This window comes from Streptomyces celluloflavus (genome assembly GCA_000720995.1).
Lineage (GTDB): Bacteria > Actinomycetota > Actinomycetes > Streptomycetales > Streptomycetaceae > Streptomyces > Streptomyces celluloflavus.
Window position 1 is genome coordinate 350,870 of the sequence record JOEL01000003.1, and the last position, 21,421, is coordinate 372,290.

The following is a 21,421-nucleotide window of genomic DNA, read 5'->3' on the forward strand; positions in this document are numbered from 1 at the left end:
TGCCAGATATTCTCGCTTGTGCTACGGAATGACGCACCGCATCGTAGTGGTCATGAGCACCACCGCCGACGGATCCACCGCCTCCGCTCCCCCCATGAGTTCTTCGACCGCGACCACCACAGCCGCGTCCGCCGCCGCGACGACCGCTGCAGACCCCGCGGCGACCGCGGCCACCGGAGCAGCCGGCCCGGACTCCCCCGGCTCCGCCGCCGGACCCCGTCGCGCCATGGGCTGGCGGCTGCGCTTCGCCGTTCTCTGCCTGGTCTGGGGCTTCAGCTTTCTCTTCATCAAGGTGGGCAACCGCGGCTTCGCGCCGTTGCAGGTCACGCTGGGCCGCGTGGGCTTCGGCGCGCTGGTGCTGGTGGTGATGCTGCTGGTCACACGCGAGCGGCTGCCGCGCTCCGCCAGAGTCTGGGGCCATCTGGCGGTCGCCGCCCTGCTGCTCAATGTGCTCCCCTTCTCGCTCTTCGCCTACTCCGAGCTGACGATCCCCTCCACCCTGGCCGGTATCTGCAATGCCACCTCACCGTTGTGGGGCATGCTGCTGTCGCTCGTCGCGCTCTCCGAGGACCGCCCCACCCGACGCCGGGTCGCGGGGCTTGGCGTCGGGTTCCTGGGGGTGCTCACCGTGCTCGGCGCCTGGCAGGGGTTCTCCGGCACGGATCTCACCGGCACCGCGATGGCCCTCGGCGCCTCGCTCAGCTACCCCATCGGCTGGATCTATGTCCGCCGCACCCTGGCGGGCACCGGACAATCCCACCTCTCCATGACCAGCGCCCAACTGCTCCTCGCCACCGCTCAACTCGCCGTTCTGACGCCACTGTTCTCCCCCATGCCGACCTCCTTCCCGGTCGTGCCGCTGCTCGCCGTCTTCGCGCTCGGCGCGCTGGGCACCGGTTTCGCCTTCCTGCTCCAGTACGGCCTGGTCGCGGAGGTCGGCCCCACCACCGCCCAGATGGTCACCTACTTCATCCCGGTGATCGGCACGGCGGCCGGTGTGACGCTGCTGGACGAACAGCTGAGCTGGAACACACCGGTCGGCGCCCTCATCGTGCTCGCCGGTGCCGCCCTCACCCAGAGCCGGCCTCGGCGCACCACCCCCTCGCCCTGACACGCATCCCTCCCTCCCCGCACCACTCCCGGCCCGCGCCCCTCACTCGTACCGCCGAGTCTCACCCGGCCCCGTGGCCGATGCGACAGCGTCCGCCACGGGGCCGATGTCGTCGTCGGACAGTCCGGACACGGTGATCCGGACGCCCGGCGGGGACTGCATCCGAAAGCGTGCCCCGGGGGCCACCGCCCACCCGGCGTGCAGCAGGCGGGCCACCGCGGCGGTCTCGTCCGGGACCGGCACCCAGACGTTCATCCCGCTGCGACCGCGCGCCGGCACGCCCCGCTCGGCCAGTGCCCGTATCAGCGCCTCCCGCCGCCGGTCGTACGCTCCGGCGACCACCGTCGGCTCGATCGCGGACGTCCGCCACAGATGCGCGACGGCGTCCTGGAGCAGATGGCTGACCCAGCCCGGCCCCAGCCGCTGACGGCCGCGCACCCGGTCCACGGTCACGGCGTCCCCGGTGAGCACCGCCAGCCGCAGGTCCGGCCCGTACGCCTTGGCTGTCGACCGCACCAGCACCCAGTGATCGGTGACGCCGGAGAGCGGATGCAGCGGGAGATCGACGATGCCGTGGCCGTGATCGTCCTCGATGAGCAGCACATCGGGGTGGTCCGCCAGCAGGGCCCGGAGCTCCACGGCGCGCTCCCGGCCGATCACGGCTCCCGTGGGGTTCTGCGCCCGGTCCGTGAGGACGACGGCGCGGGCGCCGCCCGCCAGCGCCCGCGCCAACTGCTCGGGCAGCGGCCCTTCGTCGTCCAGCCCGACCGGCGCCGCCCGCAATCCGAGCGCCGGAATGAGATCCAGCAGGCTCCCCCATCCCGGATCCTCCACCGCCACGGCGTCGCCGGGCCGCAGATGCGCGGCCAGTACCCGCTCCATGGCGTCGAGTGAGCCGCTGGTGACGGCGACGGGCCCCTCGGTCACGCCGTCACGGCTGAACGCCGAGCGGGCCAGCGCCGCGAGGTCCGCGTCGACGGCCGGGGCGCCGTAGAGCACCGGCCGCCGTGCGCTGCGCGCCGCGGCCTCGGCCAGCGCACGCTCCAGCGGCGGCAGCAGGGCCGGATCGGGATTGCCGTCCGAGGCGTCCCGGACGCCCGGCGGGACCGCCACCCGCAGCGCCTCCCGCGCGGTGCTGGCCGGGCGCGGGCGCACCCGGCTGCCGCGCCGGCCCGCGGTCTCGATCACTCCTCGGTCACGCAGTGTGCGGTACGCGGCCGCGACCGTATTCGGATTGACCTCCAGGAAGACGGCCAACTCCCTTAGCGGGGGCAGTACTTCGCCCGGTTGGAGCGAGCCCGCACCGACGGCCCGCTCGACACTGGCGGCAATCTCCGATGCGCGCCGCCCTTCGATCCGATACTCTCCTAGCACAAACATGATTATGCACTAGTGCAATGGAGATGGCAATGTCCCTGGCCGAGCGGTACGAACCGACCGAACGCACCACCCTCACCCGCGCCCGCGAGCGCGCCACCTACGACCAGGAGACCGTGCACGCGATCCTCGACTCGGCCTACCTCTGCCACCTGGGCTACGTACGCGACGGCGCACCCGTCGTCCTCCCCACGCTCTACGGCCGCGTCGGGGACCGCCTCTACCTCCACGGCTCCACCGGCTCCCGTCCGCTGCGGATGGCCGGCGAGCCGGACCCGGGCCTGCCGGTCTGCGTCACCGTCACCCATGTGGACGGCCTGGTGCTGGCCAGATCCGCCTTCCACCACTCCATCAACTACCGCTGCGTCGTGGTCCACGGCACCGCACATCCGGTCACCGACCCGGCCGAGAAGTCGGCCGCCCTCGACGCACTCGTCGACCACGTCCTGCCCGGCCGGGCCGCGGACTCCCGGCCGGGCAACGCCAAGGAACTGGCGGCCACCGCGGTGATACGCCTCGATCTGCGCGAGGTCTCCGCCAAGATCCGCACCGGCGGCCCGAACGACGAGCCCGAGGACCTCGCGCTCCCCCACTGGAGCGGTGTCCTTCCGGTGGCACCGGTGTACGGCGCCCCCGTACCCTCCGACGATCTGGCAGCGGATATCCCGCAGCCCGCGTACCTCTCCGCCCGCTGAGGAGGCCCCGATGCTGATCCACCCCTGGGACGCCCCCACCGACGACACCGAGTGGCAGCAGTGGCTGGCCGCCCACGACTTCGGCCAGCTGGCCGCCAACGGCCCGGCCGGCGAGGCGCCCTTGGTGCAACCGCTGCACTTCGCGTACGACCCGGCCCGCCGCGAGGCCGTCACCCATCTCGCCCGGCCCCACCCCATCTGGCGCGCGCTGGCGGACAACCCGACGGTCCTGCTGAGCGTGGTGGACGACTACACCTTCATCCCCGGCCCCTGGCAGGCGGCCGAGGACCAGCCGCCCGAGCACGGCGTCCCCACCAGCTTCTACGCCGCCGTGCAGCTGACCTGCACCGCCCACATCGTGGACGAGCCCACCGCCAAGGCCGCGCTGCTGGCGCGCCAGATGGCCCACTTCCAGCCGGAGGGCGGTTCGGCCCCGGTCGCCGCGGGCGAGGAACCGTACGGCAGGCAGCTGTCCGGCATCCGCGGTCTGCGCCTCGAAGTGCGCGAGGTCCGCGCCAAGTTCAAGTACGGCGGCAAGCGGACCACCGCCGTCCAGCAGCGGATCTCCGAGCGCCTCGCCGTGCGGGACGCGCCCGGCGACGCGGCGGCCCGCGTCCACCAGCAGCGGCGTCTGGCCGCCGCCCCCACCACCCCGCCCGGCCCCTGACGGGACCAAGCCGCCCCACCGCGGCCCCGCCTCGCGCACCGGCGGGCGGCACGCCCCGTCGTCGTACGGCCGCGGCGCCCCTCGGGCCGTACGACGGCATCGCCACGACGGCGTACCCACGCCGATGGCCCCATGGCGGCATACGCACGACGACGGACCCGCGGCCGCGTCAGCGGACGACCCGCCACGGGACGGCGTCCGTACGGCGGCACCGCCCGCCCGGCGTACCGCACCGGGCGGGCGCCTCAGCCCACCGCCTCAGCCCACCGCCGCCGCGGACCGGGCCGCGACCGCGCCGCGGGCCTCGGTCATCGCCAGGGCGGCAACGGCCGCCAACAGCACGCCGGTTCCGATCGCCGTCGCCGCCGTGAGCCGCTCCCCGAGGAAGAGCAGCGCGATGGCCGCGGCGGACACCGGCTCGATCAGCGAGATCACCGACGCCGTCGCCGCGCGTACGGCCGCCAGCCCCGCGAAGTACAGCCCGTACCCGAGCGCCGTCGGCACGGCCGCGATATAGCCCAGCAGCCAGAGGCTGCGTCCCAGGTCGTGTGCGTGCGGCCACAGACCCTCCACCGCCGCGAGCGGCAGCAGACACAGCGCGCCGACGGCCAGCGCGCTGATCGTCGAGGCGTACGGATCGCTGCCGCCGCCCTTGCCCAGCCACCGCGTGGTGAGCGTCATCGTGGCGCATCCGGCCGCGGACAGCAGGGCGTAGCCGATGCCGGCGGGACGCACCGCATCGACGCCGGACCCGCCGAGGACCAGGATCAGCAGCCCGGCCAGCGCACCGGCCACGGCCAGGACACCGCCCACGCCGAGCCGTTCGCCGAGTGTCACGCGCCCGCCGATCGCGATCAGGACGGGCCCCGCCCCCATCGTGACGACGGTGGCCACGGCCAGTCCGGTGGCTTCCACGGCGGCGAAGTAGGCGGCCTGGAAGACGGCCAGGGCGATACCGGTCACCGCGGTCCGCAGCACCCGGCGGCGCATCGGCTCGGCCGGACGCCGGGTCGTGCCGGTACCGGTACCGGCACGACGGCGCAGCACCCCCCGTACGGCGAGCAGCAGCACCAGGCCGCCGCAGGTGCGCCAGAAGGTGAGGGAGACCGGACCGAGTCCGCTGCCGCGGTAGAGGAGCGCGGCGGCCGCGCCCGCCGTGCCCCAGGCGGTCGCGGCGATGGTCACGTACAGGAGCCCCCGGCCCACGGGCAGGGAGGAGGAAGGGGAGGTATGCATAGGAGGTGCACTCCGGGAAAGCCGATACGGCGCGGTGCGCCGTGGAATGGTCGCGTGGTCCCGTGTGCGGGCAGCGACGGTCGGCCCGGGAGCTCACCCGAGCCGGGTTTCCTTCGGAGGCCGCCGCCCGCGCTAGGCGGCGGGAGGGGGCAGCACGGTCGAATGCATGATCGTCACCCTATGCGGGAGGCGGCCCGGCCGACAAGCCACCCCGGGGCGTTCCGCGGCCGTCGCGCCGGACGCAGCCCCTCCCGTACCGCTGGCAGCCCCCGCACCGGCAGCGTCCCGTCACCGCGGCCTCCGCCACCCCGTCCGGCGGCTATGCCGCCCGTGCCGACGCGTCCCGCTCCGCCACTTCCTCCGCCACCGTCTTCGGCTTCGCCGACTGCGCGATGAAGGCGCCGACCAGTACGACCGCGCCCCCCACGAGCTGCGGCGCGGCGAGATGTTCGCCGAGCAGCACCCAGGCCAGGACGGTCGCGATCACCGCCTCCAGACACGACACCACCCCGGCCACCTGCGGCGAGAGACGGCGGATCGACACCACGCCGGTCAGATAGGCGAGCACCGTCGCGATCAGCACGATCCAGCCGAGCAGCAGCGCGGCGGGCACCTGGGTGCCGTTCAGCTCCGCGCTGCTACCCAGCACCGACCAGTCCATGCCCCACGGGCGGGCGAGCACCGTGAGCACCACGGCGCCGATCAGCAGGCCGTACGCGATCACCCCCAGCGGGTCCACCGGGTCGTCGCCGTCGGTGCCGTGGTCGGACAGCACGAAGTAGCCGACCTGGCAGCAGGCCGCGCCGAGCGCGAGGACGAGACCGAGGGCGTCGAAGGTCAGCCCGGACCACACCTGGACGACGCAGGCCAGACCACCGAGCGCGAGCACCACACCGACCGCCGCGGAACGGCTGACCGGCCGTTTCTGGACGAAGCGCACCCAGCCCAGCACGAGGGCGGGGGCCAGGTACTCGACGAGCAGCGCGACGCCGACGGGGATACGGGAGAGCGAGGCGAAGTAGCAGCCCTGCACACCGGCGACGGCGAGCAGACCGAAGCCCATCAGCAGGCCGGGGCGGCGGCGCACCAGATCGCGGTGGCGCCAGGCGAGCGGCAGCAGCACCAGGGCGGCGCCGGTCACGCGCAGCCAGGTGACATGCAGCGGTTCGAGGCCCGCTTGGATCAGAGGTTTGGCGGCGACACCCGAGCCGCCGAAGGCGCAGGCGGAGAGCAGCGCGATGCCGAGTCCGGCGCGCCGTCCCCGTGCGCCGCCGGGGTCCGCCCCGGCGTTCCGCCGCGCCGGCCCGGTACCGCCGGCCCCTGAAGTCCCGCTGCTCGAACCCGTCGTGGAAACGGCCGGGCTCCCCGAAGACGCATGCATCCGATCATCATGGCAGCCGCCGTCAGCAGCGTCACCCCCCACATTCCTGTCATTCCTGGCCGGAGCGGTCCCCGTCCAGGCGGGCGGCGAGCCGGTCGGTGTCGACGGCGGCCCGGCGCAGCACTTCGACGGCGCGCGACTCGGGATCGTCCACCAGGGCGGCGAGCAGATCGAGACAGTGGGCGCGTACGGCGTAACGGGCGTGGGCGCGGTCGAGGGCGCCGTCCATGGCGGCGGCCGCGGCGGGCGACCAGCCGGGGACGCCGCCCTCGGCGACGACGGGGACCGCGCCGGAGTCCTCGACGGTGCCGTGCCACTGGAGTCCGTAGCCGATGCTGCGCTGCACGAGGTAGCCGAGCAGCCGGGCGATCTGCGGCTCGCCGTCGAAGGCGGCGCGTACCGCGGGATCCGATTCCAGGAGGCCGTGCAGCAGATGCGCGGTGTCGACATGCCGGTCGCCGTCCCGGGTGGCCCGTCTGCGGGCAGCGGAGACCACCGACGCGAGCTCTACGGAGAGCTGCGCGTCGAGATCCTCTTGGGCGGGTCCGTCGCCACCGCTGTACGCGGTACGGTTTTGCACACTCCCCACCCCACCAGCCCGCCGCGGCCGGAGCATCCCCGGCGGGAAGCATTTGCGCGTCCCCCCGTGGTTGGGCACGCCCGCGCGCGATCTCATCCTTACGGAGGAGAGAGTGCGGAACGATGAGGGCGGGCACGGGCGGCATCCGGGCCCCGGGCACCCGCCCGCGCCACACCCTCGCCGACGCGGTTTCACCACACGCCGAGCCGCTCCACCACCCCGCGCGGCTCTCCGCAGAGCATGCCGGCCGGCTGCGTGAACGAGCGGCTGCCGGCGTACCGCGGCGACGGCGCCCGTACGGCACAGCCACCGGCGACGCGACCGGCGGCAGCTGCCGGTCGGCTCGGCACGCGGACCGCGCCCGCCATGGCGCGGACCGGCCGTCCGCCCCGTACCCGCCCTCGCAAGAATCTGACGGCTCATCAGCATTGAACCTTCGCCCGCGCGCGGCTACCTTCCGCGGCAGCAGCCAGGGACAGTCACCGAAGGGGTGGTCGCATGGCCGACGTCACCGCGCAGGCCCGTATCGAGGCACCGGCCGGGCGGATCTGGGACCTGCTCGCCGACTTCGACTCGTACGGCCGGTGGAACGCCACCCATACCGCCTTCCCCAAGGGCGGTCCGGAAACGCTTGAGGTGGGCGCCGGGTACGAGGAGAACATGAAGCTGATGGGCTTCCCGGCCGAGGTGAAGTGGACCGTACGGGCCCTGGAGCCGGGCCGGCTGCTCGACCTCACGGGGCGCGGCCCGATGGGCGTCACCCTGGGGATGCGCTACGCGCTCACACCGGACGGCGCGGCGACGACGGTCCGGATCGACGGGGTGTTCACCGGCGCCGCGGTCTCACTGATGGCGGGCAAGCTGCGGGAGTCGGCGGGCGCCGCCCTCCACGAATCGCTGCGCAAACTCGGCGACCTGGTGACCTGAGACGGGCGGACGGCTCGCCCCCACGCGCGGCGCCCCTGCCGGGCAGCAGCACGATGCGCGGGGTCACGACAGACGGAGGCCGTGGCCGGAACGCTCCGGCCACGGCCCCGTTGACCGGTGGACGGCCCTTGCCGGCGCCACCCACCGCCCCCTCCGGCGGCGCTCAGTCCTCCTCGGCGAGGATCAGATACAGCTCCTTGCGGGCCTTGTTGACCACTGCCATGGCCTTCTCCCGCTGTTCGGGGCTGCCGGTCGCCCACACCTGGCGGAATGCCTCAACCAGACCGCCGCCCGCCTTGCGGACCTCGTTCATGGCCTCCCAGTCGATGCCGCGGCCGGCGTCCTCCCAGGGCGCGTCCGAACCGCTCTCGGCTTCGGTCCGCCCGGCGTCGGTCAGCGAGAAGAGCTTCTTGCCGCCCTCACTGGCGTTGCTGATGAGGCCCTCGTCCTCCAGGAGCTGGAGGGTCGGGTAGACCGAGCCGGGGCTGGGCTTCCACGCCCCGCCGCTGCGCTCGGCGATCTCCTGGATCATTTCGTAGCCGTGCATCGGCCGGTCCCGGAGCAGCGCCAGGATCGAGGCGCGCACATCGCCGCGGCGCGCCCGCCCGCGCGGTCCGCCGCGGCCCCGGCCGCCGAAGGGCGGCCCGCCGAACGGTGGCCCGAAGGGCCCGAAGGCCCGACGGCCCTCGCCCCGGCCCTCGAAGTCGCCCCGGCCGCCGTGGCGTCCGGGCCCGCAGCGCTCGTGCCCGAATTCATGTCCGTGTTCATGGGGATGCATGATGACGTCCTTCCATCGTTGATCAGTCGCGATACCTCAACGATATATCGGGACTGTTCTTCTAGCAATCCCTTCCGGGTCCAATTTCCCGAGATTGGCCTTGGCCTGCGCCTTTACCGCGCCACTACGCTCCGGGCCATGAGGATTCGCATCGTGGACGCCTTCAGTGAGCGTCCGTTCGCCGGCAACCCGGCCGGAGTCGTGCTCCTCGACTCCGGCACCTTCCCCGACGACGCCTGGCTCCAGCAGGTCGCCACCGAGGTCAACCTCTCCGAGACCGCGTTCGCGCATCCGCTGCCCGAGGGCGGCGACGCCGACTGGGCGCTGCGCTGGCTGACCCCGGCCGCCGAGGTGAACATGTGCGGTCACGCCACCCTGGCCACCGCGCACGTCCTGCACAGCACCGGGACGGCCACCGGAACGGTCCGCTTCAGCACCCGCAGCGGCGTGCTCACCACGACGGCGGACGACCGCGGGTCGATCACCATGGACTTCCCCACCGCCCCGCTGACGCCCGTCGAGGTGCCCCGGGTCGTCGCCGAGGCCCTGGGCACCGACATCCTCTCCGCCCACGACACCGGCCCCTCGGTCGGCGATCTGCTGGTCGAACTGGCCGACGAGCGGTCCGTACGGTCCCTGTCACCGGACTTCCGGGCGCTGGCCGGGCACGGCGGGCGGGGTGTGATCGCCACCGCCCGCGCCGAGAACCCGGACGGCGGCTACGACTTCGCCTCGCGCGGTTTCTTCCCCTCCGTGGGCATCGAGGAGGACCCCGTGACGGGCAGCGCGCACACCGCGCTGGCCCCCTTCTGGTCGGCGCGCCTGGGCCGCACCGCGCTGGTCGGCTTCCAGGGCGGCGCACGTACCGGCCTCGTACGGACCGAGCTGCGCGGCGACCGCACCCTGCTGACCGGTACGGCGGTCACCGTCATCGACGGCGAACTGCTCGCCACCGGGTGAGCCGGGGCCGCCGCGCCATCGGGTGACCCCGGGACCGGCTCGCCGGACGTGGTGGTGACGAGGGGGCGCACCTCGGGGGCGCCCCGGGGGTTCACGGAGCCGCCGGAGCCCCACGCCCCGCCCGCCTCACGCCGTCGGCAGCCACCCCACCCGGCCCGCGAGCAGCGCGTAGCCGACGAACGCCACGATGTCGATCAGGGCATGGGCGGCCACCAGCGGCCCGACCCGCCCCCACCGCCGGTACAGCAGCACGAAGATCACGCCCATCACCAGGTTGCCGAAGAAGCCGCCGATGCCCTGGTAGAGGTGGTACGAACCGCGCAGCACCGAACTCGCCGCCAGTGCCGCCATCGGCCCCCAGCCCAGCTGCCCCAGCCTGCGCAGCAGATAGCCGACGACGATGACCTCCTCCAGCACGGCGTTCTGCACCGCGGAGGCGATCAGTACCGGGATCTTCCACCACACATCGGGCAGCGCTTCCGGGACCACCGTCAGATTGAATCCGGCCGCCCGCGCGCCCAGGTAGAGCAGCAGCCCGCTGCCGCCGATGGCCGCCGCCACCAGGGCGCCCCGGCCCAGGTCGGCGCCGGGCCGACGCCGGTCGAAACCGAGCGCACGCAGTCCGCCGGCCCGTTCCCGCAGCAGCAGATGCGCGACCAGCACGACGGGCACCAGCGCGGTCGCGATACCGAACAGTTGCCAGGCCAGGTCCAGCCACGGGCGGCCCGGCGCATGGGATCCGTTGAGCGTCGCGGCCTGGGCCTTGAGGCCGCCCGCCTTGGTCACCGAACCGATGAAGCTGATGAGCGCCGACACGCCGCTGGCGCCGAGCGAGAGGGCCAGCACGATCAGCGTCTCGCTCCGCAGGACACCTCGGGCGGGCCCCTCGACCGCCCCTTCGCGCCGCCGTGTGCCGGACCCCCGGCCCGGCTCGTCATCGGTCACGGGACCTGCGTCCGACTGCACAGCTGCCTCCACTTCCGCGCCACCGCGCTCCGCCACCACCGCCCCGCCGGGTTCCCGGCAACGGGTCCGCGGATCGCGCGCGACCGGCCGGGTACGGGCGCCCTCCGCAGGGCGCGCTCCCCGTCACCTCCCGACCGGGCGACGGACCTGCCGCGCCATGGACACCCGGAGAAGCACACCGCGATGGAACGTCACACTTTGCCCCACGGCTCCGGACCGCGGAGCACGGGGGCCCGCCGCGTCGCCGGCCGGGCCGGGTGGCTAGGCCGACCGGCGCACGCCCGGTACCCCCGGCTCCGCGACCGCCCAGGTGACCGGCCAGGTGTGCACCGGCTCCCCGGTGTGCATCAGCTCGCTGTAGCGCCGGGTCATCGCGGCGAGCGCGGCCTCCCGGTCCAGGCCCTGCCGCAGCGCGTGGCGATAGGCGGCGGCCTGCCAGGACGCCCCGTTCGCGCGGCGCGCACAACGCTCTTCGATGATGCCCAGATAGTGGTCCCGGTCGGTCGGTTCGACGCCCCAGGCGTCCAGCCCCGCCGCCGCCAACGGCAGCAGTTCCTGGCGTACGAGCCGGACCACCGGAATCTCGGCGACGCCCCCGCCCCGCCCGGACCGCGGCCAGTTGAGGGTGGCGTCGATGCCGTGCCGGCAGGCCGTGTCGAAGTTCTCGGCCGCGGTGGCGAACGGCAGCCGCGACCAGACGGGACGCGGCTCCTCGGCCAGCGCCCGCACCAGCCCGTAGTAGAAGGCCGTGTTGGCGATGACATCGGCGACCGTGGGGCCGGCCGGCAGGACGCGGTTCTCGACCCGCAGATGGGCGACACCGTCGGCCACCGCGTAGACCGGCCGGTTCCAGCGGTAGACGGTGCCGTTGTGCAGCACGAGTTCGGCCAGGTCGGGCACACCGCCCTCGTCCAGGACCCGCAGCGGCTCCTGGGGGCCGTAGATCGGCAGCAGTGGCGGGAAGTAGCGCAGGTTCTCCTCGAACAGGTCGTACGCGGAGTCCACCCAGCGTTCGCCGAACCAGGTGCGGGGGCGCACTCCTTGGGCCTGGAGTTCGGGTGCCCGGGTGTCGGTGGCCTGCTGGAAGACCGGCGGCCGCGACTCGCGCCACAGCTCGCGCCCGAAGACGAACGGCGAGTTGGCGCCGACGGCCACCTGTACCGCGGCGATGGCCTGCGCGGCGTTCCAGACGGCGGCGAAACGGCCGGGCGTCACCTGGAGGTGCAGCTGAACCGACGTACAGGCGGCCTCCGGCGCGATCGAGGACGAGCGGGAGACCAGCCGCTCGATGCCCTGGATGTCGATCGCGAAGTCCTCGCCGCGGGCCGCCCGCATCTGGTCGTTGAGCAGCACATAGCGGTCGATCTCGGAGAGGCTGGCGGTCGTGAGGTCCGCGGCGTTCAGGGTCGGCAGAATGCCGATCATCACGATCCGGGCGGCGACCTCCCCCGCCTGTCTGTCGGCGTAGGCGAGCCCGGTACGGAGTTCCTCCGCGAGCTGGTCCAGAACGCGGCCGCGCAATCGGTGCGGCAGGATGTTGACTTCCAGATTGCACTGGGCGAGTTCGGTCTGGAAATCACGGCTCGCGATACGTTCGAGAACCTGCGAGTTCATCATGCGCGGCAGTCCGTCGGCGTCGGCGAGATTCAGTTCTATCTCCAGCCCGATGAGATTCTTCGGCCGGTCGAACCGCTTCTCCTTCAGGAGTCTCGCCAGTCCCTCAAGACACCTGTGAAGCTTTCTTCGATAACGCTCCCGGTCCGCCAGGCCGATCCCGTCCGCGGCGACCTTCTCCCCCATCGAAGGGTCCTTCCCTGAGTGAACGGCCCGCGGCCACGGGCTGCTTGGGGCCGCCCCGGCGCCGCCGGGGCACACGCTACGGTCGATGATGCCCCAGCAATCTGATCGATAACGCCTCAGGGGCGTGCCGGTACCGATAAGCTCGAAGGGACGGAGAATCCGGCACGTTCCACGGACATACGCCGCAGGCTCTCTCCGTAGGCATTTCTCTCGTGGAAATCGCCGACGAGATCCGGCCTACCGCACCGGCGAGGGAATATGAGGTGGCGCCGCAAAGGCCCGGCACAAAAAGGCGGAAACCACCTCCGGCACGGGTCCGGAATCCGTCTTGCCGGAAATCCGCAAGGCCGCTAGCCGAAACACCACCAGAACATATGTCGTATAAACTTCGGTGACGAGGCAGAGAGTTGGCCCCCAGTGTTGTGGTGTTCTCACCGGTGCTGAGGCACAGCGGCTGACCCCATCGGGCCGCAGCCCCGGTCGGCCGACCTCTGACCCCGCACGCAGACAGCGTCGTTTGCACCTTCCCAGCTCCACCGTGTCTCCGAAGTGAGAGGCGACCCACCATGCCGCTGCATGTCCCCCCCGCTCCCGCGCCCGCCCTGCGCAGCGTCCTCACCGCCCTCGGCTCGCCCACCGCCGTCCGCGAGGCACCCACCTCCGCCTTGCGCGACCACCAGGGCCCGTTGAGCCCCGACCACCCGCTGCCCGTCCATGTCTGGGACGACGTCAGCCGTGCGGGCGGTCCGCTGCGCACCCGGCCGACCGGCTGGCGCTTCCTGGTCCGCGGTGGGGAGCGGGCGGTGGCGGCCGCCGAGGCGAGGCTGACCGCCGACGGCTGGACGTTCTCCCACTTCTGCGGCGGCCCCTACGTCAACGCGACCGAACAGGCCCTGCACCAGGCCGAGTTGCTCACCACCCCCTACCAACCGCGACTGCTGTCCGTCCCCGAGCTGTACATGCTCACACTGTGGCTGCACCACGACCTCACCTCGGACGGCGCCGACGGCACGCCCGCCCCCGGCGACCTGCTGCTGCCCCTGGCGCCCGCCCCGCCGGGCATCGCCGCCCACCGCCCGCAGCGCGTCGCCGATCTGCTCCCCCGGCTCGCGCTGCGCCTGACGGCCACACCGCTGCTCGGTCCGACGGCCCGGTCCGCGCCGGCCCCGGCCCCGTAGCACCACCGCGGCGCACGCCGTCGCACCGCCGAGCGCCCCGCGACCCCCTCCGGACGCGGGGCGCTCCGCCGCGCGCACCCACCGGCGCTCCTCGCCGCCGGCACCCCCAACCCCCTCCCGGAGTGGTGCATTTGGGAGCAACCGCCCGCATGGGTGACGCGTCCCTATCGAGTGCGTACCGCTGCTGCGAAATCCCTGCGGAATGCCGTCCGTAGGGCAACACTGGGACCGACAGGAAACGGGGGAGCGGCCATGACCACCTCATCGAGCCGTATACCGACATTCACCACATCGCAGCGAAAGACAACTTCCATGTGTCAGCACCAGCCGCCATGCCCGTCAGCAGACTCCAGCGACCGGGAAGCCGCGCACCCTGTGGCCCACCACCCGGAGCAGGGCTGGAGCCTGCTGTGCAACGGCGTCCTCCTCTTCGAGGACACCGGTGAGCTCCTGCCGGATGGGCAGGTCATCGCCCCACACCGGCCGCTCGGCGCCGTACGGGTAGGGAGCGCCGCCTGACCGCGACGCCACGTACGACAACCATGACAACAGGGCCCCCGGCACATGTGCCGAGGGCCCTCGATATGTGACGGTACGTCAGCCGTCGTACTCCGTCAGCGGCGGGCAGGAGCAGACGAGGTTGCGGTCGCCGAAGGCACCGTCGATACGGCGCACCGGCGGCCAGTACTTCTCCGCCGCCACCACACCGGCCGGGAAGACGGCCTCCTCGCGGGTGTACGGGTGCGTCCACTCGCCACCGAGCGCGCCGGCGGTGTGCGGGGCGTTGCGCAGCGGGTTGTCGTCCTTGTCCCACTCCCCCGAGCCGACCTTCTCGATCTCCGCGCGGATGGCGATCATCGCGTCGCAGAACCGGTCCAGCTCGTCCAGGTCCTCGCTCTCGGTCGGCTCGATCATCAGCGTGCCGGCCACCGGGAAGGACATCGTCGGCGCGTGGAAGCCGTAGTCGATGAGCCGCTTGGCGACATCGTCGATGCTCACGCCGGTCGCCTTGGTCAGCGGCCGGACGTCGATGATGCACTCGTGGGCGACCAGACCGCCGGGGCCGGTGTAGAGCACCGGGTAGTGCGGCTCCAGCCGCTTGGCGATGTAGTTGGCGCTGAGCACCGCGACCTGGCTGGCGCGCTTGAGGCCCTCACCGCCCATCAGACGGACGTACGCCCAGGAGATCGGCAGGATTCCGGCCGAGCCCCAGGGCGCGGCCGAGACCGGACCGATGCCCGTCTCCGGCCCGGCGGTGGGCTGGAGGGGGTGGTTGGGGAGGTACGGCGCCAGATGGGCGCGGACACCGACCGGACCGACACCGGGGCCGCCGCCGCCGTGCGGGATGCAGAAGGTCTTGTGCAGGTTCAGATGCGAGACATCGCCGCCGAACTTGCCCGGTTCGGCGAGCCCGACCAGCGCGTTGAGGTTCGCGCCGTCGACGTAGACCTGGCCGCCGGCGTCGTGCACGGCGGCGCAGATCTGGGTGATGTGCTCCTCGAAGACGCCGTGCGTGGAGGGGTAGGTGACCATGAGGACCGCGAGTTCGTCGCGGTGCTTGTCGATCTTGGCGTGCAGATCGTCGGTGTCGACCTCGCCGTCCTCACCGGTCTTGACGACGACGACCTTCATCCCGGCCATCACGGCGCTGGCGGCGTTGGTGCCGTGCGCGGAGGACGGGATCAGGCAGACGGTGCGCTGGTCGTCGCCGTTGGCCCGGTGGTAGGCGCGGACGGCCAGCAGGCCCGCGAGCTCACCCTGGGAGCCGGCGTTCGGCTGGATGGAGACCTTGTCGTAGCCGGTGACCGTGGCCAGCCGCTCCTCCAGCTCCTGAATCAGCGTCAGGTAGCCCTGTGCCTGGCCGGCCGGCGCGAACGGGTGCAGCTGCCCGAACTCGGGCCAGGTGACCGGCTCCATCTCCGTGGTGGCGTTCAGCTTCATCGTGCAGGAACCGAGCGGGATCATGCCGCGGTCCAGCGCGTAGTCCCGGTCGGCGAGCCGGCGCAGATAGCGCAGCATCGCGGTCTCCGAGCGGTGCTGGTGGAAGACCGGGTGCGTGAGGTAGTCGTCGGTGCGCAGCAGCGCCTGCGCCAGCACCTCGCCGGCGGCCCCGTCCAGCTGCTCGACATCGCCCTCGACGCCGAAGGCGCGCCAGACGCCGGCCAGCTGCGCCCGTCCGGTCGTCTCGTCGCAGGCGATGCCGACCAGGTCGGCGTCGACCTGCCGGAGGTTGATACCGGCCTCGCGGGCGGCGGCGACGACCTGGGCGGCCCGGCCCGGCACCCGCGCCGTGAGCGTGTCGAAGTACGCACCGTGCACGATCTCCACACCGCCGGCCCGCAGCCCCTCGGCGAGGACGGTGGCGTAGCGGTGGGTGCGCCGCGCGATGGCGGCGAGACCGTCGGGGCCGTGGTAGACCGCGTACATGCCCGCCATGACGGCGAGCAGCACCTGCGCGGTGCAGATGTTGCTGGTGGCCTTCTCCCGGCGGATGTGCTGCTCACGGGTCTGGAGGGCCAGGCGGTACGCCTTGTTGCCGTCGGCGTCGACGGAGACCCCCACCAGACGGCCCGGCAGGCTGCGGGCGAACGCCTCGCGGACGGCCATGAACCCGGCGTGCGGTCCGCCGAAGCCCATCGGGACGCCGAAGCGCTGGGTGGTTCCGACGGCGATGTCCGCGCCGAGCTCCCCGGGCGAGGTCAGCAGCGTCAGCGCCAGCAGGTCGGCGGCGACGGTGACCACCGCGCCCAGCTCATGGGCCTGCGCGATGACGGCGCGCGGGTCGCGTACCGCTCCGGAGGCACCGGGGTACTGGAGCAGCACGCCGAAGACGCCGCGGTCCGCGATCTCGGCGGGAATGCCGTCCGTCAGATCGGTGACGACGACCTCGACGCCGGTCGGCTCGGCGCGGGTCTTGAGCACGGCGACGGTCTGCGGCAGACAGTCGGCGTCGACCAGGAAGACGCCCTGCTTGACCTTGCCGACACGGCGGGAGAGCGCCATCGCCTCGGCCGCCGCGGTGCCCTCGTCGAGCAGGGAGGCGCCGGAGGTGGGCAGTCCGGTCAGGTCGGCGACCATGGTCTGGAAGTTCAGCAGCGCCTCCAGGCGGCCCTGCGAGATCTCCGGCTGGTAGGGCGTGTACGCCGTGTACCAGGAGGGGTTCTCCATGACGTTGCGCAGGATCACCGGCGGCGTGAACGTGCCGTAGTAACCGAGTCCGATCATGGAGGCCAGGACCTGGTTGCGGTCCGCGAGGCCGCGCAGCTCGTCCAGGACCTCGGCCTCGGAACGCGCCTGCGGCAGGCCCAGCGCCTCCGCGCTCTTGATCACGTCCGGTACGGCGGTGTCGGTGAGCTCGTCCAGCGATCCGAATCCGACCTGCGCGAGCATCTTCGCCTGCGCCTCGCGGTCGGGACCGATGTGCCGGCGCTCGAAGGGGGTACCGCGCTCCAGCTCGTGCAGGGAGATGCGATTGGTGGTCATCTGCGGGGGCCTCCTGGTCAATGCGACCTACGAGGGGCACCAAGGCGCTGGTGCCCGGACGGCCTCCCCCTCTGTCATCTCAACCTGAGAGCTTCACCGGACCGCCCGCGGCGACCCGGCTTTCACCGTCGGTGAGGAAGGGTTCCGGCATGGTGTCCGCCCGTGGCCCGCCCTGCTTTCCAGAGTGACCTCGTCCATGCGGTACGTGTGCCTGAGAGATTCCGGGGAGGATTTGCTCCTTCGGCGTCCCCCTGTCGCTGCCGACGGAGGACTCTCCCGCATGGGGTCTACAGCCATTCGCCAGCCTACCAGCGCCCCATCTGGGGGATCCCTCGAGTGGCCGGGGCATGAAATGTGCCGTTTGGTAGTTGTCACACGGCAGTTGCGACCAGTTGGAGGGACCGTGCAAACCGATATCGATCCACGGAGCCTGATCGGCCGCAAGGCATTCGACCGGAACGGCGCCAAGATCGGCACCGTGGACGAGGTCTATCTCGACGACGCCACCGGGGAACCGGAGTGGGCGGCGGTACGCACCGGCCTCTTCAGCCGGGACGCGTTCGTCCCCCTGGAGCCGAGCGAACTGGCCGTCGAGGGCCTGCGCGTCCCGTACGACCGCAAGCTGATCAAGGACGCCCCGGACTTCGGCGTGGGCCGGCATCTCTCGCCGGAGCAGGAGCTCCAGCTCTACCACCACTACCGGCTGGATATCTCCGCCCCGGTGTCCGACGCCCGCTCCCCCTCCCCCGGCGAGGATCTCGGCCGGGTCGCCGGGTCGCCGGACTGACCCTCCGACGGCGCCCCGCCCACCAGCGGCAGCGGCTCCCCCGGCCGCAGCGCCGGATCCTCGACGGCGAAGGTCCGCACCCGCCCCGGCGCCGACCACGGCTGTTCGAAACGCACGGTCACCCGCCCCACCCCGCTCCCCTGCACCCACCCGGCGCCATAGTCGTCGTGCACGACATCCGCTCCCGGATACCAGTGCCGCGGCCGCTCCTCCCCGGCCCGCTCGCCCCCGCTCCCGGCGACCGGCACCGGCGGCGCCTTCGCCGTCTCCTCGGCCTCCCGCTCGGTCGCCAGCTGGGCGAACAGGTCCTCCTGCGTGTAGTCGGCCAGCCCGCTCACCCCGACCCCCAGCAGCCGCACCCCGCCGGTGGTGTCCACCGTCTCCAGCAGCCGGGCGGCGGCCTCCCGCACCACCGCGGGGTCGTCGGTGGGCCCGCGCAGCGTCTCGGAGCGCGTCAGCGTCGAGAAATCGTAGTTACGGACCTTGATCACCACCGTGCGTCCGGAGCGCCCGGCCGCCCGCAGCCGCTCCACGCACCGGTCGGCCAGCCGCACCACCTCGGTCCGTACCCGCGTCCGGTCGGTCAGATCGACCTCGAAGGTGTCCTCGACGGAGACGGATTTCGCGTCCCGGTCGGCCACCACCGGGCGGTCGTCCCGGCCCAGCGCCATCGCGTACAGCCCTGCGCCGTGCGATCTGCCCAGCAGCCGCACCAGCTCGGCCTCGCCGGCCTCCGCCGTCTCCGCGACCGTCGTGATCCCGGCCCGGCGCAGCGCCTCGGCCGTCGCGGGCCCCACCCCGGGCAGCGTCCGCGTCGGCATCGGCCCCAGCAGCTCCCGTTCGGTACCGGGCTCGATCACCACCAGCCCGTCCGGCTTGGCCGCCTCCGACGCGATCTTCGCCAGCATCTTGGCCCCCGCGAGCCCCACCGACCCCGTCAGGCCCGTGGACCGCCGGATATCGCGCCGCAACTGCTCCCCCACTGCCCGTACCGCCGCGGTCTCGGCCTCGACCCCGCCGGCCTCCAGGTCCACGAACGCCTCGTCCAGGCTCAGCGGCTCCACCAGCGGCGACAGCGCGTGCAGCAGCTCCATCACGGTCTCGCTCACCTTGCGGTAGACGGTGAAGCGTGGACTGAGGTAGGCGGCGTTCGGACACAGCCGGCGCGCCTGGGCCGTCGGCATGGCCGACCGGACACCGAAGACCCGCGCCTCGTACGACGCCGTGGAGACCACCCCGCGCGGCCCGATGCCGCCGACCACCACGGGCTTCCCGCGCAGGCTCGGCTTGGCCGCCTGCTCGGCGGCCGCGAAGAACGCATCCATGTCCAGATGCAGGATCGTCGGCGCACGTCTCACACCACCGATGCTGCCGCATACCACTGACAACGGGCCCGGTGCCGGGCCGCGGACCGCTTCGGAGGCGCTCAGACCGCCCGGTTGCGCCGCCGCGCCAGCTCGTCGTGCGGGTTCTTCCCGATCAGCGTCTCACCGGTGTCCACGCGCTCACCGTGCAGCTGTGACAGGGCGTTCTCCACGTCCCGCCACACCACGCCGACGGCGATCCCGAAGACGCCCTGGCCCCCCTGGAGCAGATTCACGACCTGGTCCGGCGAGGTGCACTCGTAGACCGTCGCGCCATCGCTCATCAGCGTCATCCGCGTCAGATCGGCGAGCTCGCGGGTGCGCAGGTGCTGCACGGCGGTGCGGATGTTCTGCAACGACACCCCGGTGTCCAGCAGCCGCTTGACGATCTTCAGGACGACGACGTCCCGGAAGCTGTAGAGCCGCTGGGTTCCGGAGCCGTACGCCGGCCGGACGCTCGGCTCCACCAGGCCCGTACGCGCCCAGTAGTCGAGCTGCCGGTAGGTGATGCCCGCCGCCGCGCACGCGGTCGGACCGCGGTAGCCGATGGTCTGCGTCTCGCGATCCCCCGACACCGCGGCGACCTGCGCCGGTGTACGGTTCGCCGCCGCACCCGAGTGGAACGGCAACGCCTCTTCCGCCGCCCTGCCGTCGCCGGTGATTGCCACGCCGCCCTCCGTCCTCCACGTCCCGGACGGGACCTGCCTATCGAAGGTATGCAGTGGCTCGGAGTGCGTCAACGATCGCCGCGCTCGCCACGCCGAGTGATAATCACCCTACGAGTGGTTTCTCGTGACCTGGCGCGGGGAAGGTGTAGCAGGTTGGCCGGAACCAGACGCTCCGCTGGCCGGAGTCACTGACTGTTGGTCCCGAAGTCCTCGGGCGAGATCTGGTCGAGGAACTCACGGAACTTCTCCACCTCGTCCTCCTGCTCGTCCGGGATCGCGATTCCCGCGTCGTCCAGCACACCGTCCGTACCGAAGATCGGCGTTCCGGTACGCAGCGCCAGCGCTATGGCGTCGGACGGCCGCGCACTGACCTCCACACCGCTGGCGAAGACCAGCTCGGCATAGAACACCCCCTCGCGCAGATCCGTGATGCGGACCTGCGTCAGCTCCTGGCCCACCGCCTCCAGCACATCCTTGAAAAGGTCATGCGTCAGCGGCCTGGCAGGGACCATGCCCTGCTGGGCGAAGGCGATGGCGGTGGCCTCCCCCGGCCCGATCCAAATGGGCAAGTAACGATCGCCTCCCACCTCCCGCAGGAGCACGATCGGTTGGCTGGAAGGCATTTCCACCCGGACACCCACGACGTCGAGCTCGTTCACACAGCAACCCTAGGACGTGCCCGGCCGGTTTGGGTAGTCGGGCACTCGTTTGCTCATGGGAGGCGGACCCGCAATGCGGTCTGGAGCAGTGCCGCATGGAGCCGTACGGACAGCGTGGCCAGCTCCCTGGCGGTGGCCTCGGCATGGGCCCTGGTCTGCGGATTACGGTGCCGCCGAAGGGGTGCCACAACCTGTTCGACCAGGCCGGCCTCACGCTCCGCGGCCGCTTTCACGGCGCGCAGATGCCGGGGTTCGAGCCCGAAACGGCCCAGATCCGTGACGAGCCGGGCGATCGTGACGGCCTCGATGTCGTACGAGCCGTCCGCATCGGGGACGATGAGACCGTACGACTCCCAGTCGGCGAGTGCCGCCTCTTCCACCTCGGCGGCGGCCAGCAGCTCCGCCCGGCCGATCCGTGCCGCCGTGGGCCGCTCCTCGTCCGGTCCGTGCATGCCCTCGACGAGATCCCGGGAGGGTGCGGCGGGAGCCGGCAGCTGCACCTGCTCACCGCGCGCCAGGGCGTCCAGATGCTCCCGGATGACCTTGAGCGGCAGATAGTGGTCCCGCTGCATCCGCAGGACGTTCGCCAGCCGCTCGACGTCCTCCGCGGTGAATTTGCGGTACCCGGCGGGCGTGCGCTTCGGCTCGACGAGTCCCTCGGCCTCCAGGAACCGGATCTTGGAGATGGTGACCTCGGGGAATTCCTCACGCAGCTGGGTGAGCACCGTACCGATGCTCACCGGCTTGCCGCCCGAGGAGGCGGCGCCGGTGGAACCGGCACCGCCTGTCGGTGTGTGGCGCATA

At 72.3% G+C, this 21,421-nt stretch carries 20 protein-coding genes and 1 riboswitch; of the genes, 8 read left to right on the forward strand and 12 right to left on the reverse strand.

Annotated elements, in window-relative coordinates; genetic code table 11:
- Positions 1–52 precede the first annotated feature (52 nt).
- Entirely contained in the window at positions 53–1,111 is a 1,059-nt protein-coding gene (locus IH09_RS04980; protein WP_110952068.1) for a DMT family transporter, read from the forward strand.
- 42 nt (positions 1,112–1,153) lie between these two features.
- Here IH09_RS04980 and IH09_RS04985 read toward each other — a convergent pair whose 3' ends face one another.
- The gene (locus tag IH09_RS04985) at positions 1,154–2,485 is read right to left on the reverse strand and encodes an aminotransferase class I/II-fold pyridoxal phosphate-dependent enzyme (RefSeq protein WP_052854499.1); all 1,332 of its coding nucleotides are present in this window, start codon (positions 2,483–2,485) and stop codon (positions 1,154–1,156) included.
- Between the two features lie 23 nt (positions 2,486–2,508).
- Here IH09_RS04985 and IH09_RS04990 point away from each other — a divergent pair, with 23 nt between their 5' ends.
- Together IH09_RS04990 and IH09_RS04995 are read left to right on the forward strand one after the other, a co-directional pair.
- Positions 2,509–3,183 carry a pyridoxamine 5'-phosphate oxidase family protein gene (locus IH09_RS04990; protein WP_240150911.1) on the forward strand — a complete coding sequence of 225 codons (675 nt, stop codon included), beginning with the start codon at positions 2,509–2,511 and terminating at the stop codon, positions 3,181–3,183.
- A 10-nt stretch (positions 3,184–3,193) separates the two neighbouring features.
- Positions 3,194–3,850 (forward strand): FMN-binding negative transcriptional regulator, encoded by a 657-nt coding sequence (locus IH09_RS04995; RefSeq protein ID WP_052854387.1) that lies wholly within the window; start codon positions 3,194–3,196, stop codon positions 3,848–3,850.
- 258 nt (positions 3,851–4,108) lie between these two features.
- On the opposite strand, the gene IH09_RS05000 is transcribed toward IH09_RS04995, so the two are convergent.
- The 3 genes from IH09_RS05000 to IH09_RS05010 form a co-directional block, all read right to left on the reverse strand.
- Positions 4,109–5,086, reverse strand: coding sequence for a DMT family transporter (locus IH09_RS05000; RefSeq protein ID WP_052854389.1), 978 nt, complete (start codon positions 5,084–5,086; stop codon positions 4,109–4,111).
- 319 nt (positions 5,087–5,405) lie between these two features.
- Positions 5,406–6,467, reverse strand: coding sequence for an EamA family transporter (locus IH09_RS05005; protein WP_094791146.1), 1,062 nt, complete (start codon positions 6,465–6,467; stop codon positions 5,406–5,408).
- A 49-nt stretch (positions 6,468–6,516) separates the two neighbouring features.
- On the reverse strand, positions 6,517–7,047 hold the full coding sequence (locus IH09_RS05010; RefSeq protein ID WP_052854391.1) for a Clp protease N-terminal domain-containing protein: 531 nt from the start codon (positions 7,045–7,047) through the stop codon (positions 6,517–6,519).
- 498 nt (positions 7,048–7,545) lie between these two features.
- Here IH09_RS05010 and IH09_RS05015 point away from each other — a divergent pair, with 498 nt between their 5' ends.
- Positions 7,546–7,974, forward strand: coding sequence for a type II toxin-antitoxin system Rv0910 family toxin (locus IH09_RS05015; RefSeq protein ID WP_052854393.1), 429 nt, complete (start codon positions 7,546–7,548; stop codon positions 7,972–7,974).
- A gap of 163 nt (positions 7,975–8,137) precedes the next feature.
- Here IH09_RS05015 and IH09_RS05020 read toward each other — a convergent pair whose 3' ends face one another.
- On the reverse strand, positions 8,138–8,752 hold the full coding sequence (locus IH09_RS05020) for a PadR family transcriptional regulator (protein ID WP_052854394.1): 615 nt from the start codon (positions 8,750–8,752) through the stop codon (positions 8,138–8,140).
- A 138-nt stretch (positions 8,753–8,890) separates the two neighbouring features.
- Here IH09_RS05020 and IH09_RS05025 point away from each other — a divergent pair, with 138 nt between their 5' ends.
- On the forward strand, positions 8,891–9,712 hold the full coding sequence (locus tag IH09_RS05025; RefSeq protein WP_052854396.1) for a PhzF family phenazine biosynthesis protein: 822 nt from the start codon (positions 8,891–8,893) through the stop codon (positions 9,710–9,712).
- A gap of 126 nt (positions 9,713–9,838) precedes the next feature.
- On the opposite strand, the gene IH09_RS05030 is transcribed toward IH09_RS05025, so the two are convergent.
- Together IH09_RS05030 and IH09_RS05035 are read right to left on the reverse strand one after the other, a co-directional pair.
- Positions 9,839–10,657, reverse strand: a complete 819-nt coding sequence (locus tag IH09_RS05030) for a CPBP family intramembrane glutamic endopeptidase (RefSeq protein WP_052854399.1) — start codon at positions 10,655–10,657, stop codon at positions 9,839–9,841.
- A gap of 282 nt (positions 10,658–10,939) precedes the next feature.
- Positions 10,940–12,478, reverse strand: a complete 1,539-nt coding sequence (locus tag IH09_RS05035) for a glutamate-cysteine ligase family protein (protein WP_052854401.1) — start codon at positions 12,476–12,478, stop codon at positions 10,940–10,942.
- Between the two features lie 566 nt (positions 12,479–13,044).
- On the opposite strand from IH09_RS05035, the gene IH09_RS05040 reads away from it, so the two are divergent.
- A complete protein-coding gene (locus IH09_RS05040; RefSeq protein WP_052854404.1) occupies positions 13,045–13,656 on the forward strand; it encodes a hypothetical protein in 612 nt (203 codons plus the stop codon).
- 312 nt (positions 13,657–13,968) lie between these two features.
- Complete coding sequence (locus IH09_RS05045) at positions 13,969–14,175, forward strand: DUF5999 family protein (protein WP_052854407.1); 207 nt, start codon at positions 13,969–13,971, stop codon at positions 14,173–14,175.
- A gap of 78 nt (positions 14,176–14,253) precedes the next feature.
- Here the strand turns inward: IH09_RS05045 and gcvP are convergent, their stop codons facing one another.
- On the reverse strand, positions 14,254–17,139 hold the full coding sequence (gcvP, locus tag IH09_RS05050; protein ID WP_052854409.1) for an aminomethyl-transferring glycine dehydrogenase: 2,886 nt from the start codon (positions 17,137–17,139) through the stop codon (positions 14,254–14,256).
- A gap of 189 nt (positions 17,140–17,328) precedes the next feature.
- Positions 17,329–17,428, reverse strand: a riboswitch (glycine riboswitch).
- A 114-nt stretch (positions 17,429–17,542) separates the two neighbouring features.
- On the opposite strand from gcvP, the gene IH09_RS05055 reads away from it, so the two are divergent.
- Positions 17,543–17,926 carry a PRC-barrel domain-containing protein gene (locus tag IH09_RS05055; RefSeq protein WP_052854412.1) on the forward strand — a complete coding sequence of 128 codons (384 nt, stop codon included), beginning with the start codon at positions 17,543–17,545 and terminating at the stop codon, positions 17,924–17,926.
- Here the strand turns inward: IH09_RS05055 and IH09_RS05060 are convergent.
- The 4 genes from IH09_RS05060 to ftsR all read right to left on the reverse strand — a co-directional run bounded on the left by IH09_RS05060 (position 17,836) and on the right by ftsR (position 21,420).
- Complete coding sequence (locus tag IH09_RS05060) at positions 17,836–19,284, reverse strand: DNA polymerase IV (protein ID WP_110952070.1); 1,449 nt, start codon at positions 19,282–19,284, stop codon at positions 17,836–17,838. The two genes, IH09_RS05055 and IH09_RS05060, sit on opposite strands and share 91 nt — an antisense overlap.
- A gap of 68 nt (positions 19,285–19,352) precedes the next feature.
- Positions 19,353–19,958 (reverse strand): MerR family transcriptional regulator, encoded by a 606-nt coding sequence (locus tag IH09_RS05065; RefSeq protein WP_052854417.1) that lies wholly within the window; start codon positions 19,956–19,958, stop codon positions 19,353–19,355.
- 185 nt (positions 19,959–20,143) lie between these two features.
- Entirely contained in the window at positions 20,144–20,617 is a 474-nt protein-coding gene (locus tag IH09_RS05070) for a bifunctional nuclease family protein (protein WP_006606439.1), read from the reverse strand.
- A 53-nt stretch (positions 20,618–20,670) separates the two neighbouring features.
- Positions 20,671–21,420: a transcriptional regulator FtsR gene (gene ftsR, locus IH09_RS05075; protein WP_052854419.1), complete on the reverse strand. Its 750-nt coding sequence runs from the start codon at positions 21,418–21,420 to the stop codon at positions 20,671–20,673.
- Between the last annotated feature and the right edge of the window lies 1 nt (position 21,421).